This window comes from Pedobacter metabolipauper (assembly GCF_004362715.1).
Classification (GTDB): domain Bacteria; phylum Bacteroidota; class Bacteroidia; order Sphingobacteriales; family Sphingobacteriaceae; genus Pedobacter; species Pedobacter metabolipauper.
This window is the reverse complement of record NZ_SNYC01000003.1, coordinates 1,383,969-1,400,936: the sequence shown is the minus strand read 5'-3', so window position 1 is coordinate 1,400,936 and position 16,968 is coordinate 1,383,969. Positions and strand designations below refer to the sequence as shown.

The window sequence follows — 16,968 nt, the reverse complement described above, 5'->3', positions numbered from 1 at the left end:
TGACTTAATTTATAGAAAGAAATCCAGCAGCCCTTTCAGGGTTTGCGCAGTCTGTTCCTGTACAATCCAATGTCCGGAATCACTGATGATGGATTCCTTTACATTCGTGGCAACGAGTTTGGAATGGTCTGCCAAAAATGGAGCCGCGAAGTGTTGTGAACCCATAGCCAGTACCGGTATGGTTAACTTGGTTTTCATCAGTTCTACATTGTCCTTCGCATCCTGCGGAAAGGCCCCAAACCAATGGAATGCTCCGGTAGTTGCCCCTGTAACACTATAGGCCCTGATAAATTCGTTCTTTTCAGCAACAGTAAATGGATTTTTGACATAACCTACCAATGGCCAGAAACTGGTTAGGAAAAGTCGTGCTTTTCCGGCTACGATTTCGCCGGAATTTGGCATTCCGAAAAAACCAAACCACCAGGCGCCAGCTTTGACCTGGCTCCACACCGGTTCAACGCCGGGGAGCAGGGCATCCATTAAGGCTAGTTTTTTAATTTCACCTGGATATTGGGCAGCATAAGCATAGGCAACCATCAGGCCGATGTCATGTCCGGCCAGGTTGATGTGGTTATAGCCAAGTTTTTTCATCAGTTCGTGCATATCCCGGGCCATCGTTTTTTTATCGTAGCCACCAGCAGGTTTGCCAGATTCTCCTACACCTCTCAAATCCGGGGCAATTACTGTAAAGTGTTTGGATAGCTCGGGCAGCAAGCGGTTCCACATGTACCAATTCTGGCCAAAGCCATGAACAAGTAATAAAGGAGCTCCTTTTCCACCAATTACATAATGGATTTTTATCCCATTTACAGTAGCATACTGGTGTTTAAAGCCAGCAGGGGGATTTGCGGCCTTCACGGTTGTAGCTGCAAGAATTTTGTCTGTACTTATAAACATTAGGAAATAGATAGCTGCAAGCAGCATCAGGCATTTTGTTGTTTTTTTCATGATCTTATAATTAGGTTATTTGATAATTGATTTTTTGTTCTCAGTGATGTCCTTATAGGCATTTGGAAGATTGAAATTGAAATGCAGCCAATCGAAAAGGACATACCCCTGGTTAAATTCCGACATTTTGATGGTTGATTTTGCCTGTTCAAGACTCAGTCCGTTTTCAACTGCCTTTTTCACATTGGCTTCTAATGCTTCCACATAATCGATGGTATATTTGATGCCTGCCTTATTGGTGATCCGCCCGTGGCCAGGCACTACGATGGCGTCATCTGGCAGGAAATTATAGATTTTTTTGAGGTTCATAGCCGGTTCCAGAAAAAAACCATCAAATAACCATGGAATAGCGGGGCTTTCAGCAATGAACGGATTTCCTGCCCAAAATACTTTGGTTGACGGCATCCATACAAATAGATCAGCAGGAGATTGGGCGGTGCCCACATTCAGGAATTCGATGATCTTGCCCTTTCCTAAATCTATCTTTAAGTTGCTGTTTTTAGGGATTACGATATCTGCCGGACGATATATGGTGTTTTCGATCCCGCGGTTAGCGCCAAAAAGCATCACCATGAACTGTTTGATGCCATCATAATTTGCAGCAAGGTTGTCTTTTGCAAATTCATTTTGGATAATGACTGTAGTAGCTGGCAACAGATAGTTGCTGAAACAATGATCTCCGTGGTCACTCGTATTTACCGCAAACAGGATGGGTTTGTCCGTTACCGAACGTACCAGTTTAATCTGCTGCTCATACAAACGCCTGGTCATCATTACCTCAATGAGCAGTACGCCCTTTTCGCCAACAATGAATCCGCCTGTCGTTGCTTGTGGAATGCCTTTTGAGGTTTCAGCGGCTGCGGTTGACGGGATGATGGCATAGGTATCTGCCGTGATTTTATGGAGCTTCAGTTCCACGGTATTTGCGTCCCAGATGGGTACATGTGGTGGCAATGGCATCTGCGCCATGAGTTTGCCGGTTGGGCCGAGATAGCTCAGTAAGAGCATCAGCGTAAATAATCTAATTGCTTTCATTTTGTTTTGATAATATGGGTTTGTAGTTTTTACTTTTGGTATCCTCCGTAGTATTTTACCGGCGACCAGGAAGGAATTACTGCAGCAATACCAGGATCCAGCGATTTGTATTCATCCCTGGCATACACGATCCTGCCATTTACTATGGTCAGTTTTGCGGTAATTTTTCTGACCTCATCTGCGGGAACTTTAAAATAATCGTCCGAAAGGATCACGAGGTCTGCATACATTCCCTTTTCAATCCTGCCTTTTAGTTTTTCCTCTCCAGAAAACCAGGCACTGCCGGAGGTATACAATTGAAGTGCGGTATATTTGTCCAATACCTGGTCCTTTGGCCAAAATTGCATTCCGCCAATTGTTTTTCCGGTCAATAACCAGTGCAGCGACATCCAGGGGTTGTAGGTTGAAATTCTGGGTGCATCTGTGCCTACGCCAACAGGAATACCCAATTTGAGCATCTGCTTAATGGGAGGGAGCTGCCGTTCAGGCGCTCCATACATTTTGGTGTAAAGCTCGCCCTGAAAATACATTCTGAACTGTACGGCTATGCCTCCGCCCAGTTGCTTAACCCGGAGCAGCTGTGGATTGGTTATGGTCTCGGCATGGTCAAAAATCCACCTCAATCCATTAAACGGCGTGTCACGGTTTATCTTTTCAAATACGTTCAGCATCCTTTCTATCGATTCGCCATAAGTAGCGTGGAGCCGAAAAGGCCATCTGTTCCTGACCAGTAAACGGATCACTGGCTCCAGGTCGGTTTCCATACTGTCTGACAGCACAATCCGCGGCTCCAGGAAATTTTCAAAATCTGCGGCAGAGGCAACAATATTTTCACCGGCACCTTCCATTGAATAGCCGTTGGCCATCAGCATGTGGTCGTTCTTATTGGGATAGGTTGCGGCTGCCCACTTTTCGTAATCCTGGAGTTCGGCTCCTTTTTTCTGGGCGAAAAGATAGTAGGAAGTTCTTAGGTTTAGCTTACCCTGCCTGGCCAATTCGGCCGCAATGGCATAATCACCATCATAATTTTGTCCACCACCAGCGGCATCAACCGCACTGGTAAGACCAAAGCCATTCAGTTCACGGTAAAACTGAAGTGTACTATTCATCTTTTCTTCAGGATTGAGCATGGTGGTCAATGCCAGTGTGGTATAAATGGCTTTTGGCGTTTCCTTTGCGAACATGACCCCGGTTAAATTACCGGCATTGTCCTTTTCCAGAAGGCTGCCTTCATAATGGGTATTCGCATTGTACTTCAATACCTCGATCCCCTTTTTGTTAAGAAATGCCTTGCCATATAGATAAGTGATAAAAACAGGTTTATCGGGCACTGCTTCATTGATCTCTGCTATGGTAGGTTGCCTCTTTTCGGCGAACTGAAACTCGTTCCATCCGCCAATCACCTTGATCCAAACTCCCGGAGGCGTGCGCTGTGCCTGCTCTTTGAGCATCTCCATTGCCCGCTTGAGTGTTTTAACACCGTCCCATCGAAGTTCGCTGTTAAAATGCAGTCCTTCTCTAATGATGTGCATGTGGCTGTCGTTGAGTCCGGGTATGATTGTTTTTCCCTGCGCGTCGATCACCCTGGTCATTTTTGACCGGTAGGTGAACAGGATACTTTTTGAGCTGCCCACTTCCTGAATGATTCCATCTTTAATGGCTACGGCCGCTTTGAATTCATTGGGCTTGTTCATCGTAGCGATATTTCCATGGATAATGATGAGGTCGGCCTTCTGGGCAAACAATAGAAAGGGGCTCCATATCAGTAAGCCAAATAACTTGATTTTGCTGTTCATGATCTTAAAATTAGTTGCGGTGATGTTTTGTTAAAGATTTGCTATCCAGTTGGCGATGTAACCTGCATTTTCCTTCCAGGTTGGCTGTCCAAGAACAAAATGGTTTCTCCCCTCAAATTCTTTATAGTCTGTAGTTGAACCGCTATGGCTGTATTTCTTATAATTTGAATAGTTTAGGGATGCGGGGATGAACCTGTCGATGCTTCCGGAAATAAAGAGGAGCGGGGCATGCGGCTTTTTGAAGTCGACTCTGGCCACATCGGTGATCGCATCACGGACCACCAGCTTAGACTCCGGTACCAATAACTTGTAATAGGCCTCTTTTTGCGCTTCGTAGGGCATACAATTCGTAAATGCATACTGCCATTCTCTAAAAGACATGAGGTACGTTTTTTTTGCAGATGTGAAAAACCCCAAGGGGCCCCATCCTGCTTTATAAAAGGAAAACTTAAAAGTAAAAACGCCTTGTGGCTGCAGGGAATGGATGGCAATGCCCGCGAAGGCAAGTTCTTTTTGAATAAGGAGCTGCACCAAAAGTCCGCCCATGGAATGTCCGATCAGAATTGGCTTTTCAGGGAGTTTGGCAATATAGTCTGTATAATGATCGACCAGGCTTTGTAACCTGATGGACGCAATGTCCTGATCTGGATGCTTTAAACGAAGCTGATTGGCAGAAGATCCTTTGAATGGCCATGCCGGTGCAGCAGTTTCAAATCCCTTTTCCTGGAAGAAAAGCTGCCACTCGTCCCAGCTGTTACTGCTTACAAAAGCGCCGGTGATGAATACAATGGTTTTTGGTGTTAAATTTTTCATCTCACAATATTTATGTGATTAGTTAATTACAACCGTTATGCCTTGTTTTTAAATGCTTGATTTACAGATTATTGATTATTATTTAGAAGAATCTGTTAACTTTATTTCGTTGACTGGCGATGTGATACGGCGAAATACAGTACGGTTATTTTTTTGGGTATTGTCTGGCACACTTGATTCTTTTGGTAGTGCCGGAGCGGGTAAAGATCAAAAGGTATCGTCAACTGACGATATCTCGCCATTAAACGAAAAACAGTCAGTTGAAAATCAGGTAATTGGTTTTATTGACCCGGATTCGGCCTAATTTGCGGGGGCATACATTTTGCAGCCCATTAACTATTAAATCCTGAAACTTGACCTTCGATCCATTAGAAGTATGATTTTTTTTAGTATTCAGCAAGTACCGGGACAAACCATGATAAACATTGCTTTTGTGTTGCTGCTTATAGTAATCATAGGCTTGAGCAGGCTGTATCTTAAACAACGGTTAAATAAGCAATTGATGCATCATGCAGCAGCATTGGGGCTGAAGGACCTTAGTTTAAAGAAGCTGACTGAGCAGAATGATGGGCTGCTTGCTGAAAAAGAATGGCTGATGAAAGAGATTCACCACCGGGTTAAAAATAACCTTCAGATCGTGATCAGTCTTTTGAATACCCAATCTGCGTATTTAAAAAATGATATAGCCTTTAATGCGGTTAAGGAAAGCCAGCACAGGATGCAGTCGATCTCACTGGTCCATCAAAAACTATATCAGTCCGGGAGCCTCGCAACTGTAGATATGAAACCATATATTACCGATCTTGTGGCTTATCTTAGTGATAGTTTCGATGCAGACGAACGGATCTCTTTTGAACTTGATATCCATGATGCAGAATTTAACGTGAGGATGGCTGTTCCCATTGGATTGATCCTGAATGAAGCCATTACCAACTCACTCAAATATGCTTTTCCTTCAAAGAAAGAAAAGGGGTTGATTACCATTAAATTGCTAAATTACAATAAGATTGATTATGAGCTGATCATTGGAGATAACGGAGTGGGAGATGCCTCGGTAAATGAACGATCCGGAGATACCTCTCTCGGCATGAGTTTAATAAGAGGGCTAAGCAAGCAGATCAAGGGTACACTTAAAATAAAGAATGAAGGCGGACTTGTGATCAGTATCCGCTTTAGTGATGAACTCACAAACAACAATATATTACAATTTCTAAATTAAAACATCTCATTATGGGTATCAGAATACTAATTGTCGAAGACGAATTTATTGTTGCCAATGATCTTTCAATGATCCTGGAAAAGGCCGGTTATAGTGTTTGTGATATAGCAAGCTCAGTTGCCGAAGCCAGAACAATCATCGCTAAACAAAAGCCCCAGCTGGTTTTACTGGATATCCATCTTGAAGGCACCTTAACTGGTATTGATCTGGCAAAGGAGCTTTTGGAAGACAACATTGCCTTCGTTTACCTGTCTGCCAATTCAAATCAAAAAATATTGGAACTGGCAAAAAATACACAACCCTACGGTTTTTTAGTAAAGCCTTTCAGAGAAAAAGACGTATTGGTCAGCCTGGAGATTGCACAGTATCTCCACAATCAAAATCTTGCGCTTAAGCGCGATACCGAACTGGCCCTGGAATCGGTAATTACCGATATTATTGCACAGGATGTTAACTGGGAGGATCGGTTTTTGAAAATTGCAAAGGCCATCCAGCCCCACATTCCCTTCGATTTTGTTGCCATCGGCATGAAAAACTTAGATAATATTCCTTATCATGGGGTTTGTTTTTTACGGTTAAGCTATAATGAATATCAGGCGATCGGGACCCAGGAACTGATGAATATGACTGGAATAAAGGCGTCAGACCTGCCTAAATATCAGGTTCCCGGAAATGAAGATACCAAATCTTCCATCTACAACCTGGTTGATTTTGAAGAAGTCTGTAAAATTAACCCATCGAAAAAATTGGTCGCAAAAACATTTGGTATGTCTGCCAACCTGGTCATGTTTATCCCAATTGATGGACGGGCAGGATTTACGCTGTCTTTCTATAACCGAAAGGGAGCAGCCTATCACAATCGCCATCTGGCACTGGTTAACCGTTTACAAAAACCAATGTCGCAAACGTTTGAAGGCGTTCTGGCCGGATCCGGTAAGCCTATGAAAAACAACATACCAGATGAAGTATCGAAAGGGCGGCAGATCAAAGTTAAACAAGCCGGCTTTGCCGGTATTATTGGTAAAAGTCACCTCTTGCTAACAGCCCTGGACCATTTAACACTGGTAGCGCCAATGGAAACATCTGTTCTGATCCTTGGAGAAAGTGGTACAGGAAAGGAAAGGTTTGCCAAATCCATACATGAGCTCTCTTCGAGAAACAAAAAGCCAATTGTTGTCGTAAATTGTGCTGCGTTGCCAACGCACCTGATAGAATCTGAACTGTTTGGACACGAAAAAGGAGCCTTTACCGGGGCTGTTGATCGTAGAATAGGGAAATTCGAACAGGCATCAGGCGGTTCCATATTTCTCGATGAAATGGGAGAGCTTCCCCTGGAATCGCAGGCTAAATTATTGCGGGTCCTTCAGGAAAAGGAAATCGAAAGACTTGGCGGAAGAGAAACCATTCAGGTAGATGTAAGGATTATAGCGGCCACGAACTGCAACCTGGAAAAGGAAGTTGCTGCAGGTCGTTTCAGACTGGATCTCTATTACCGGTTAAATGTTTTTCCAATCATTCTGCCGCCATTAAGGGATAGAAAAGGGGATATTCCGATACTGGCTGCCCATTTCCTTGAAAAGTACGCGGCAATGGCCGGAAAATCAGAAATGGTTGTCTCCAGCCATGCGCTTCAGGAACTGGAACACTACAGCTGGCCAGGTAATGTGAGGGAGTTGGAGCACATCATTGAAAGAAATGTGCTTTTAAGCAGGGGCAATAGCATTGATAAGCTCATTCTGCCTAATGGGGTAACCCATGTTCCCGAAGTTAAAACCGAAGATGGTTATGTGAAATCCATTGATGAAAATGAAAGAGATTACATACTATCGGTGCTTAAAAAATGCGGGGGCAGAATCTCGGGGCCTGGCGGTGCTGCAGATCTGCTGGATGTGCCTGCTACTACCCTCAACTCAAAGATGAAAAGACTTGGTATTGTAAGGAAACACGTAGGCTAAGTTAGCGAAGCAACTCACCGGATATCGTTATTTGATGTCGTAGTTTACCAAATATAGTAACCTCATATTTTGAAAAGGCCCGTATGATCACGAAAGCGGGCTTTTGCCAACGGTATGCAGATTGGATAGTTATTGGAAACCATAACTATCCATAACCATGCAGACCAAGAAATTAATCTTTGTATTTCTGATGTTTTTATCAGGAGTGCTTCAGGCCCAGAAAATCAATTTTAAACCCATGCGGTATGATGAAGATTATCGATACCTGGCAACAGATACAAGTACCTGGTACAATAGGTTTAAGTTCGTTCCGCTTTCTCCTGATAAAAAAGATTATCTAAGTTTAGGCGGTGAATTCCGGACCCAATACTTTAAATATACCAATCCAGAATGGGGCGATGCACTACAGGATAAGGATGGATTTACACTGGCAAGATACCTGTTTCATGCAGATCTGCATCTGGGTAAAGGCTTGCGGGCATTTGTGCAGCTGCAAAGCGGGCTGAGCAATGGCGAAATTGAAGCTTCATCACCGGTAAATGAAAATCCACTGGATCTGCACCAGGCATTTGTTGATGTTAACCTTCCATTAAATAAAGTTGGCCTGGTATTGAGATTGGGCAGGCAAGAAATGTCGTATGGATCGCAAAGAATAGTTTCCGTAAGGGAAGCGCCAAATAACCGGCAATCGTTTGATGGTGCCAAAGTGATAATGAATATAAAAAAACTAAGGTTAGATGCGTTCTTTACGAATTATGTTCAGGCAAAAAAAGGGATTTTTGATGATGGCTTCTCCAATGGAACCAGGTTTTGGGGTGCATATGGTGCGTTTTCAAAACTGCTCCCATTCGATAACCTCGATCTTTATTATTTTGGTTATAAAAAGGAAAGTTCGGCTTTTGATGATGGAAAAGGTCAGGAAATGAGGCACTCCCTGGGAATCCGTACCACTGGTACACACAACGGTTTTCAATATGATGCAGAAGGTCTTTATCAGTTTGGAAAATTTGCCGGAAACGACATTTCGGCATGGACAGTTTCAACTCACCTTTCGTATACATTTGCCGGTCTTTTATACCAGCCGAAAATGGGATTTAAAACAGAAGTGATCAGCGGCGACAGGAACTATGGGGATGGTAAAATGAATACATTTAATCCGCTGTTTCCGAGAGGGGGCTACTTCGGTCTTGCTGCGCTGATCGGGCCTGCCAATCTTTTTGATGTCCATCCTTACCTGGAGATTAAACTATCTAAAACACTGACCCTGGGACAGGATTATGATGTTTTTTGGAGAATGCAGCGAAATGACGGAATCTATGCGGTAAACGGCCGGATGCTTTACTCCGGAAAAAATACGCAGTCTAAATATATTGGTGCACAACTCGGTTCATCTATAGAATATCTGCCCATAAGTGCTTTGTATTTTAGAGCTGAATATACCTGGTTTAACAGTGGAAAGTATTTGATGGAAACCAGTACCGGAAGCAACATCAGCATGTTCGGGATTACCGCAACTTTCAGGTTTTAGGTCAATCGCTTTTTTTAGCTATATTAGCACGGTATCCATCAGCTAAATAGTTTTTGTACAGGCTATTAACATAAGATATGTAGTTGTTGTACCTTATGCTTGCACACCCATCATGATCATTAGAAAAATTTCGCTGCTTATTGGTTTGCTTGTCCTCTCTTGTTGCATTCAAGCTGAAGTTAGTGCTTCTGTTTTTGAGGAAGGGATGAACAGAAAGCTGGTGGGCAGCCATCAGCAGGAAGATATAACGCAATTGGTTGAGCAGCGCGGAGCTGCCTGTCTGCTGGAGGCTGAATCCTGCAACACGGCTGTTCCTGCTGAAATTATACTCGGTGTAGCAGCAGCCAAAAAAGCGGTGAGCTGCTTTGAACGGGTTGGAAATAAACAAAAATTAGCAGATGCCTATGCACTGCTCGCTGAACTACTTAACCGGCAGGGGCGTCTTTCCAGGGCAATGACCTATATCAATAAATCGATCAATATCAATCGGGCCATCAATACTGAAGGTGTGTATGCGTGTTTATTGATTAAAGGCCAGATCTTGTTTAGACAGGGTGCTTTTGAACAGGCTTTAGGATGTTTCCAGACCCCCTTGTCGGAAGAGGAAAGAAAGGTGAGCGACTTATGGAAGTCCTGGCCTTTGTATAACCGTGCCGCCCTGGCCTGTATTGGCCTCGAAAACTTTTACATGGCCGAAATCTTTTTTAAGCAGGGGCTGACTATTGCCGAAAGCGAAAAAGACCAAAGCGCCATCATGCTGTTAAGTACCAATATGATGGCACTTTACATTTTGCAGCGGAATGGAAAAAAAGCCCGAGAATGGATTAATGCGACGGAACTCAATCATCCATTGAAGAGAAAAAGTGACTTGATCCTGGTATCTGCCAGAACGCTTGAGGCCGATTTGCTGCTAAAGGATATGCCCAGTGCTGAAAAGCATGCAAGCAATTTAGCAGAACTCTCGGCTTACGTAGATGAGAGTGAACGCGCTGAGGCCTATAAAAGCTTAATTCCCTTTCTGCTGCTGAAGAAACGCTATGAACTGGCAGAGAAATACCTGATTTACAATGATTATTTTTATCGCGTATCCGGTTATGGTTTTGATGTGGCACAAAACCATCGTCTTTGGTCTGCGCTGGATTCGGCGACAAAGGATCAAAGTGGACAAGCCAGTCATCACCTAAAATATTTAAACATCCGGGATTCGCTGCTCAGAATTACACAGGGGCGGGAAATGGCGGCGCTGGGATCAACGTTCGATATTTCCTCTGTTCCTGCCGCACCTTATATCATTGATGTTTTTCCTTCAGTTCCGGCAATACTTCCTGAAGAAGAGGGATTAAACCTGGCCAGTATTTTACGATATGCCAGTATTGGCTTTTTACTGCTATTGATCATTTTTGGTGGAATACGGCTGTATAAGATCAAAAAAACCGCGAAGCATGACCTGCAGAAGAAACAGGAGGAGATCGTCGAAAAAAACAACTCCCTGCAGCATATGGTCAATCAGAAAGATATCTTGCTGGAAGAGAAGGAATGGTTGATGAAAGAGATCCACCATCGTGTTAAAAACAATCTTCAGATTGTGATCAGTCTGCTGAATACCCAATCAGCCTATCTTGATGACAACAAGGCCTCTGCTGCCATTAGGGAAAGTCAGCAGCGAATGCAGTCCATTTCACTCATCCACCAGAAATTATACCAGTCTAACAACATGGACATGGTAGATATGAAAGATTACATGACCGAGCTGATCGAAAATCTGGTCAGCAGCTTTGATCTTGGAAAACGGATCCTGATTGAAAAGGACATTGAAAAGATCCAGCTTGATGTGTCCAGGGCAGTACCCATCGGGCTGATCATCAATGAAGCAATTATCAATGCGATTAAATATGCCTTTCCTGACAATAGAGAAGGAGCCATCAGAATTTCATTTCAAAACACAGCAGCGCAGGGGTATCTGCTAAAGATTGCTGATGATGGCAATGGATTGCGAGAAGGGTTTGACATCAACAAGTGCAAATCTTTGGGTATGAACCTGATCAAGGGGTTGGCAAAGCAGGTTAAAGGAGAAGTTTATATAGAAAGCAACCAAGGGGTATCGGTTAGTGTAAATTTTGGGGCTAATCCATAAAAAAGCCCTGTACCATTGGTATAGGGCTCTTTTAAGCTGCAATTGACATTTGCTATTTATCTTTCTTATTACCGCCTCCAAATACAGAGAAGTGTACATATCTTTTTGGATTCTCTTTCAGATCTATGATCAGGTTATCCAGGTTTTTAGACGCATTGTTCAGGTTGTCGTACATTTTCGTATCGTTAACCAAAAGACCTAAGGTTCCCTGTCCGTTATTTACTTTAGTTACAATGGACTGCAGATCAGCTACTGCTTTGTTTGCGTTATCTATTGTTTGTTTAAAATTAGCTGCTGCAACCTGGTCGGTAATGGTATTGATATTGCTCAGGATACCATTGATCTTTTGATTGTTTTGCTTCAGGTTGTTAGAGATGGCTTCCACATTTGCCAGGATGGCCGAAATGCGTGATCCTTCTGAACCAACAAGATTGTCTACCTTTTTAGAAGTTGCCTCTAACGAAGAAAGGGTAGAAGCGATGCTGTTAAAGCTTTTGTCGACATTCTTTTGGAAGTTGGGATTTAAAATGGTGTTTACACTGGTCAGGATCGAATCCATCTTTGCAACGATCATCTCTGCTTTTTTCTGAACCGGCTGAACCGCTTCCATCAAGCCTATAGCTACATTCGCATTTAAGGTATCTCCATCCTGTGCAAAGTCGTTGCCTGTTCCTAAAGCCATTACAATGGCCTTACTTCCTAAAAGGTCTGTGCTTTCCAGTTTAGCAATACTGTTTTTCGGGATCTCATACTTTCCTTTTATTTTCAAGGTAGCAAGGATCGACCCGTCTGGCTGCAGCTGCAGTTTATCTACACGGCCAATTTGGAAACCATTGATTAAAACGGGTTTAGAAACACCAAGCCCGTCAACATGTGTATATTTTGCATATAGAACAGTTTCACTTGAAAATATGGCATTGCCTTTTAGAAAATTATATCCTATAATTAATAAGGCAATGGAAAAGGCTGCTAATATGCCCACTTTGGTTTCGTTTGCTATCTTCACTTAGTATGTATTTACTTAAATTGTTTCGGTTTCTTTTTTATAGGTTTTCACTGCTTTGAAAATGGAGTTTACAATTTCTGCCTGTCCGGTATCTGAGTTAATGTACTCTTCTTCAGTTGGGTTAGATATAAAACCAATTTCGGTTAAAATAGCCGGCAGTCCGCATCTCTGCAAGATTAAAAGCCCCTGCTCTTTTACGCCCCTGTTTACCCGGTTGTCATCCTTAGTATAATTGTCCTGGATCAAGCTGGCTAATTTTAAGCTCTTATCCCTGAACAGATTCTTAAACAAAGATAGTATAATAAATGTTTCAGGATTCTTTGGATCATAACCATCATAGTTTTTTTGATAGTTTTTTTCCAGCTTCACATCTTCGTTCTCCCGAATTGCGGCATCCTGTTCATTTAAACGGTGAGAACCGGCAACAAAAGTTTCTGTTCCACGTGTCGTTTTATTTTTAACGTAAGCGTATCTCGGAACCTTTTTACCGCTTTTATTGGTGGTGTACCCTGCAACCACACGATTGTCTGGCATGGAATTGCAATGGATGGAAATGAAGATATCTGCATTGTTATCATTGGCGAGTGCTGCTCTTTTGTAGAAATCAACATCAACATCGGTTTTACGGGTGTACAGGATCTTTACTTCAGGCATCTCTGTCTCAAATTTCTTGCCCAGTTTAAGTGCTACCTGCAAGGCTACATCCTTCTCCAGTGAGAAACTTCCCTTTGCTCCGGGCTTATTGCCACCATGCCCAGCGTCGATTACAATGGTTTTAACTTTATAATTTTGTGAGAACGTAACTTGAGAACTCAGTAACAGCACAAATAAGGGTAACAGGGAAATGGCTCTTCTTCTAATCATCTGCAGGTTGTTTTTTATCCTTCTACGTTCTTTTTATAATTCTCTATCGCTTTCAACAGGCAATCTACAATTTCTTTCTGACCTGCCTCGGAGTTCATGTAATCTTCTTCATCAGGATTACTGATAAAACCAATTTCGGTTAATATGGCGGGCATTCCTGCCCGGGCTAAAACGGCCAGGCTTTTTTCCTGAACACCACGGTTAATGCGCCCTGCATTTACATACTGGTCCTGCACTAACCTTGCCAGTTTTAAGCTTTGCGTCCGGAATGTGTTTTTCATGAGCCCCAATATAATGGCATCTTCCGGGTTGCTCTGGTCAAACCCTTCATAATTCTCCTTGTAGTTTTCTTCCAGGAAGATAGATGCATTCTCTCTTTTTATTGCTTCATCCTGCTCATTTACCCTTCCCATTCCGGATACAAAGGTTTCTACCCCCCTGGTGTTGGTACTTTTTCGGGAAACGGTGCTTCTTATGGGTACTTTTTTGCCCTTACTGTTCTTTTTGTAACCGGTAATCACTGTAGACCGGTATACCGGCATGTCATTGCAGTGGATGGAGATAAAAAGATCTGCTTTTGCATTATTGGCAATCCCAATACGCTCGTAAAGTGGTATAAATACATCTTCTGTACGGGTATAGATTACCTTCACATCTTTCATGTTTGCTTCAATGGCTGCGCCGAGGTTTAATGCTGTTTTTAAAGCAACATCTTTCTCCGTAGAATACAGGCCTCTCGTACTCCCGTCTTTGCCCCCGTGACCGGCGTCAATTACAATAGTTTTTATTTTATATTCCTGCGTAAATGCCTGGTAACTAGATAGCATAATGCTAAACGCAGAAATAAATACGATCAAAATTGCATTTGGTCTGAGCAATGGTATATTTTTCATTAATTTTGAACGTTTTGGATTAAACATTAATGCAAAAATAACATTCACACACGAAATTGAAACTTTTACGGTATATCATTTTTTTAAATCTATTTGTATTGTCGACATCTGTTGGTAATCAGGCGTTTGCTTTTTCCAGTTTTTCATCACAACATGTTTTTCAACAAAGGGATACCATACCTAAAAAGAAAGATCCTATACCCGTTAAGCAACCAGTACCTGTTAAACAGAACGACACCATCCCTAATGCTATTAACGCACAAAATAAGCCAACGGATACATTGGCAAGTGAGAAACTAGAATATACAGCACAAGATTCAGTTAAATTTGACAAAGAAACCGGTATTGCGTACCTGTATGGTAAAGCAAGGGTAATGTACCAGGGCTTTGAGCTTGATGCAGAGTACATCCGGTTCAATACCAATACCAACCAGGTATATGCAAGGGGTAAAACAGATGCTAAAGGTAAATATATTGGCCGCCCGATCTTAAAGATGGAGGGGCAGGGAACTTCATATGCAGACTCATTATCATACAATACCAAAACCGGCGCCGGAAATATTTACGGTGTTTTTACCGAACAGGAGGGTGGATTTTTCTCCGGTGGAAAGGCAAAGAAACAGCCCGATGATGAGATTCACAGTAAAGGGCAGACCTACAGTACCTGTAATTTACCGCATCCGCATTTCGGGATCTACATTACCAAAGGAATTGTTACTGAAAATTATATCATAACGGGGCCGGTCTATTTAAAGATTGAAGATGTTCCCTTACCATTGGGATTGCCATTTGCATTTTTCCCAAAGCCGAACAAGAAAACGTCCGGATTTATACTGCCCAGTCCGGGGGAAGATTTTACCCGGGGATTTTTTCTGAGAGACGCGGGCTATTATCTTGGATTAAATGATTATTGGGATGCTAAATTTCTGGCAACGATTTATACCAGGGGTTCTTACGACGGTTCCTTAATGTCTAATTACATGAAGCGTTACAAACACAGTGGCAATGTAAACCTTCGGTATTCAAATTCAAGATATGGCACGGAAGGAACGGCTGATTTTAGGGCACAGCAGGATTTTAATATTCTATGGAGCCACAACCAGAATGCCAATTCCAAGCCAGGAACCACTTTCTCTGCGTCTGTAAATGCGGGTACATCAAGCTTTAATGCCAGAACTGCTGGTGGCGGAAGTTATGACCCTTCACAAATTGCCCAGAATACCATGCAGTCTTCCATTGCTTACGGAAGGGTATTCGATAACGGTATCAATTTTGCCTCTACCATAGGTGGCTCACAGGAAACCGCCGGTAAGACGGTTACGCTGAACATGCCAACCATCAGTTTAAGTGTACCTACTTTTAGCCCTTTTGATTCAAAGGACCGGGTTGGCGATCAGAAGTGGTATCAGAAAATTTCTGTTGGTTATACGCTGAATGCAGAAAACACATTATCTACTACGGAGAGCCAGCTGTTTCAAAGCGGAACCCTGAGTAAATTCAGGAACGGGGCACAGCATAATATTCCTATTAATATGGGCTTTAACGTATTAAGATATTTTAATTTTAACCTCGGTGGAACCTATATTGAAAAGTGGCATGTACAAACCATTCGTAAAACTTATTTGAGGGTGCTCAATGGTTCTGATGTCATTAAAACAGATACCGTAAACGGATTTAGAAGAAATGCAGAATACAGCGCTTCTATGGGATTATCCACGAAGGTATATAGTACCGCTCAATTTACTAAGTTTGGTAATTTTAGCGCACTTAGACATGTCATGACCCCGTCCGTGAGCTTTGCTTACCGTCCGGATTTTTCCAATGTAGAAAGAGGATATTATCAGTATGCCAAATATACAGATGGTACCAATGTTAAAGATACAAGGGGAGAAGATCTGAAGTATTCGATATTTGAAAATACCAGGTACGGCGGACCAGGTTTAGGCCGTTCTGCAGCAATGAACTTCAGTTTAGACAACACCATTGAAGCAAAGATCCTGACGCCTAATGATACTACCGGAAAGGGAGAAAAGAAGATCCCGATTATTCAGGGTCTTGGGATCAATGGTAATTACGACTTCCTGGCAAAATCATATAAGTTATCTACCTTAAGCTTTAGCGGAAGATCACAGTTTACCGATAAGTTGGGGATTAACTTTTATGGAACATTAGACCCTTACCAGTATAGAACTAAAACAGATTCGATCACCGGTCTGCTAACCAGGGAGCTGGTTGACCGCTATACCTGGCAGGCGGGAAAATTGCCAAGGTTAACCAGTTTTGGTTTTACCACTTCTTACAGCTTAAACCCGGACGCCTTAAAGCGACGGAGCCAGAATGAAGAAACCTTAAAAGAGGAAATTGCCAAAAAGGCGATGACCCCGGAACAGGCAGAGGCACTTGCGCTGGTAAGCAGGGATCCAAATGCATTTGTGGATTTTAAAATTCCATGGAACTTTGCATTTAGCTATACCTTCAATTATAATACAGACCGTACCGGCTTAAACAGCACGGTTACCAATACCCTGAGCTTTAACGGAGATGCAAACATTACCCCAAACTGGAAGGTTCAGTTTACCTCCGGATGGGATTTTAAGGTAAATAATTTCTCTTATACTTCATTTGCCATTTACCGTGATCTGCATTGCTGGGACATGAGCATTAACTGGGTTCCCTTTGGTACCTACCAGTCTTATTCCATAGACATTAAAGTTAAGGCTTCTGTGCTGCAGGATCTGAAGCTGAGCAAGAGGAAACAATATTTTACGCGGTTCTAA

Annotated in this window: 13 protein-coding genes; 6 read left to right on the top strand and 7 right to left on the bottom strand. The window is 42.6% G+C overall.

The genetic code is table 11. From position 1 onward, the window contains the following. Positions 1-9: 9 nt before the first annotated feature. From ATK78_RS06100 to ATK78_RS06085, 4 genes are read right to left on the bottom strand one after another with little or no spacing between them, the layout of a single operon-like run. Positions 10-948: an alpha/beta fold hydrolase gene (locus ATK78_RS06100; RefSeq protein ID WP_133575135.1), complete on the bottom strand. Its 939-nt coding sequence runs from the start codon at positions 946-948 to the stop codon at positions 10-12. Positions 949-963: 15 nt separating this feature from the next. Then, the gene (locus ATK78_RS06095; protein ID WP_133575134.1) at positions 964-1,983 is read right to left on the bottom strand and encodes an MBL fold metallo-hydrolase; all 1,020 of its coding nucleotides are present in this window, start codon (positions 1,981-1,983) and stop codon (positions 964-966) included. Positions 1,984-2,012: 29 nt separating this feature from the next. Continuing rightward, on the bottom strand, positions 2,013-3,779 hold the full coding sequence (locus ATK78_RS06090; RefSeq protein WP_133575133.1) for an amidohydrolase: 1,767 nt from the start codon (positions 3,777-3,779) through the stop codon (positions 2,013-2,015). A 30-nt stretch (positions 3,780-3,809) separates the two neighbouring features. After that, complete coding sequence (locus ATK78_RS06085) at positions 3,810-4,592, bottom strand: alpha/beta hydrolase (RefSeq protein WP_133575132.1); 783 nt, start codon at positions 4,590-4,592, stop codon at positions 3,810-3,812. A gap of 52 nt (positions 4,593-4,644) precedes the next feature. Between ATK78_RS06085 and ATK78_RS06080 the strand changes: the two genes are divergently transcribed. The 5 genes from ATK78_RS06080 (at position 4,645) to ATK78_RS06060 (ending at position 11,428) form a co-directional block, all read left to right on the top strand. Then, the gene (locus tag ATK78_RS06080) at positions 4,645-4,896 is read left to right on the top strand and encodes a hypothetical protein (RefSeq protein ID WP_133575131.1); all 252 of its coding nucleotides are present in this window, start codon (positions 4,645-4,647) and stop codon (positions 4,894-4,896) included. A gap of 111 nt (positions 4,897-5,007) precedes the next feature. After that, positions 5,008-5,811, top strand: coding sequence for a sensor histidine kinase (locus tag ATK78_RS06075; protein WP_166664833.1), 804 nt, complete (start codon positions 5,008-5,010; stop codon positions 5,809-5,811). Between the two features lie 11 nt (positions 5,812-5,822). Then, positions 5,823-7,766, top strand: coding sequence for a sigma 54-interacting transcriptional regulator (locus ATK78_RS06070; protein WP_133575129.1), 1,944 nt, complete (start codon positions 5,823-5,825; stop codon positions 7,764-7,766). A gap of 157 nt (positions 7,767-7,923) precedes the next feature. Beyond that, positions 7,924-9,294 carry an alginate export family protein gene (locus ATK78_RS06065; protein WP_133575128.1) on the top strand — a complete coding sequence of 457 codons (1,371 nt, stop codon included), beginning with the start codon at positions 7,924-7,926 and terminating at the stop codon, positions 9,292-9,294. Between the two features lie 112 nt (positions 9,295-9,406). Continuing rightward, a complete protein-coding gene (locus ATK78_RS06060) occupies positions 9,407-11,428 on the top strand; it encodes a sensor histidine kinase (RefSeq protein ID WP_133575127.1) in 2,022 nt (673 codons plus the stop codon). Between the two features lie 52 nt (positions 11,429-11,480). Here ATK78_RS06060 and ATK78_RS06055 read toward each other — a convergent pair whose 3' ends face one another. The 3 genes from ATK78_RS06055 to ATK78_RS06045 are packed head-to-tail and all read right to left on the bottom strand — an operon-like array spanning position 11,481 to position 14,191. Beyond that, entirely contained in the window at positions 11,481-12,434 is a 954-nt protein-coding gene (locus ATK78_RS06055) for an MlaD family protein (RefSeq protein WP_133575126.1), read from the bottom strand. Between the two features lie 15 nt (positions 12,435-12,449). Further along, the gene (locus ATK78_RS06050) at positions 12,450-13,298 is read right to left on the bottom strand and encodes an N-acetylmuramoyl-L-alanine amidase family protein (RefSeq protein ID WP_133575125.1); all 849 of its coding nucleotides are present in this window, start codon (positions 13,296-13,298) and stop codon (positions 12,450-12,452) included. A gap of 14 nt (positions 13,299-13,312) precedes the next feature. Continuing rightward, the gene (locus ATK78_RS06045; RefSeq protein ID WP_243732458.1) at positions 13,313-14,191 is read right to left on the bottom strand and encodes an N-acetylmuramoyl-L-alanine amidase family protein; all 879 of its coding nucleotides are present in this window, start codon (positions 14,189-14,191) and stop codon (positions 13,313-13,315) included. A gap of 98 nt (positions 14,192-14,289) precedes the next feature. On the opposite strand from ATK78_RS06045, the gene ATK78_RS06040 reads away from it, so the two are divergent. Next, on the top strand, positions 14,290-16,968 hold the full coding sequence (locus tag ATK78_RS06040; protein ID WP_243732457.1) for a putative LPS assembly protein LptD: 2,679 nt from the start codon (positions 14,290-14,292) through the stop codon (positions 16,966-16,968).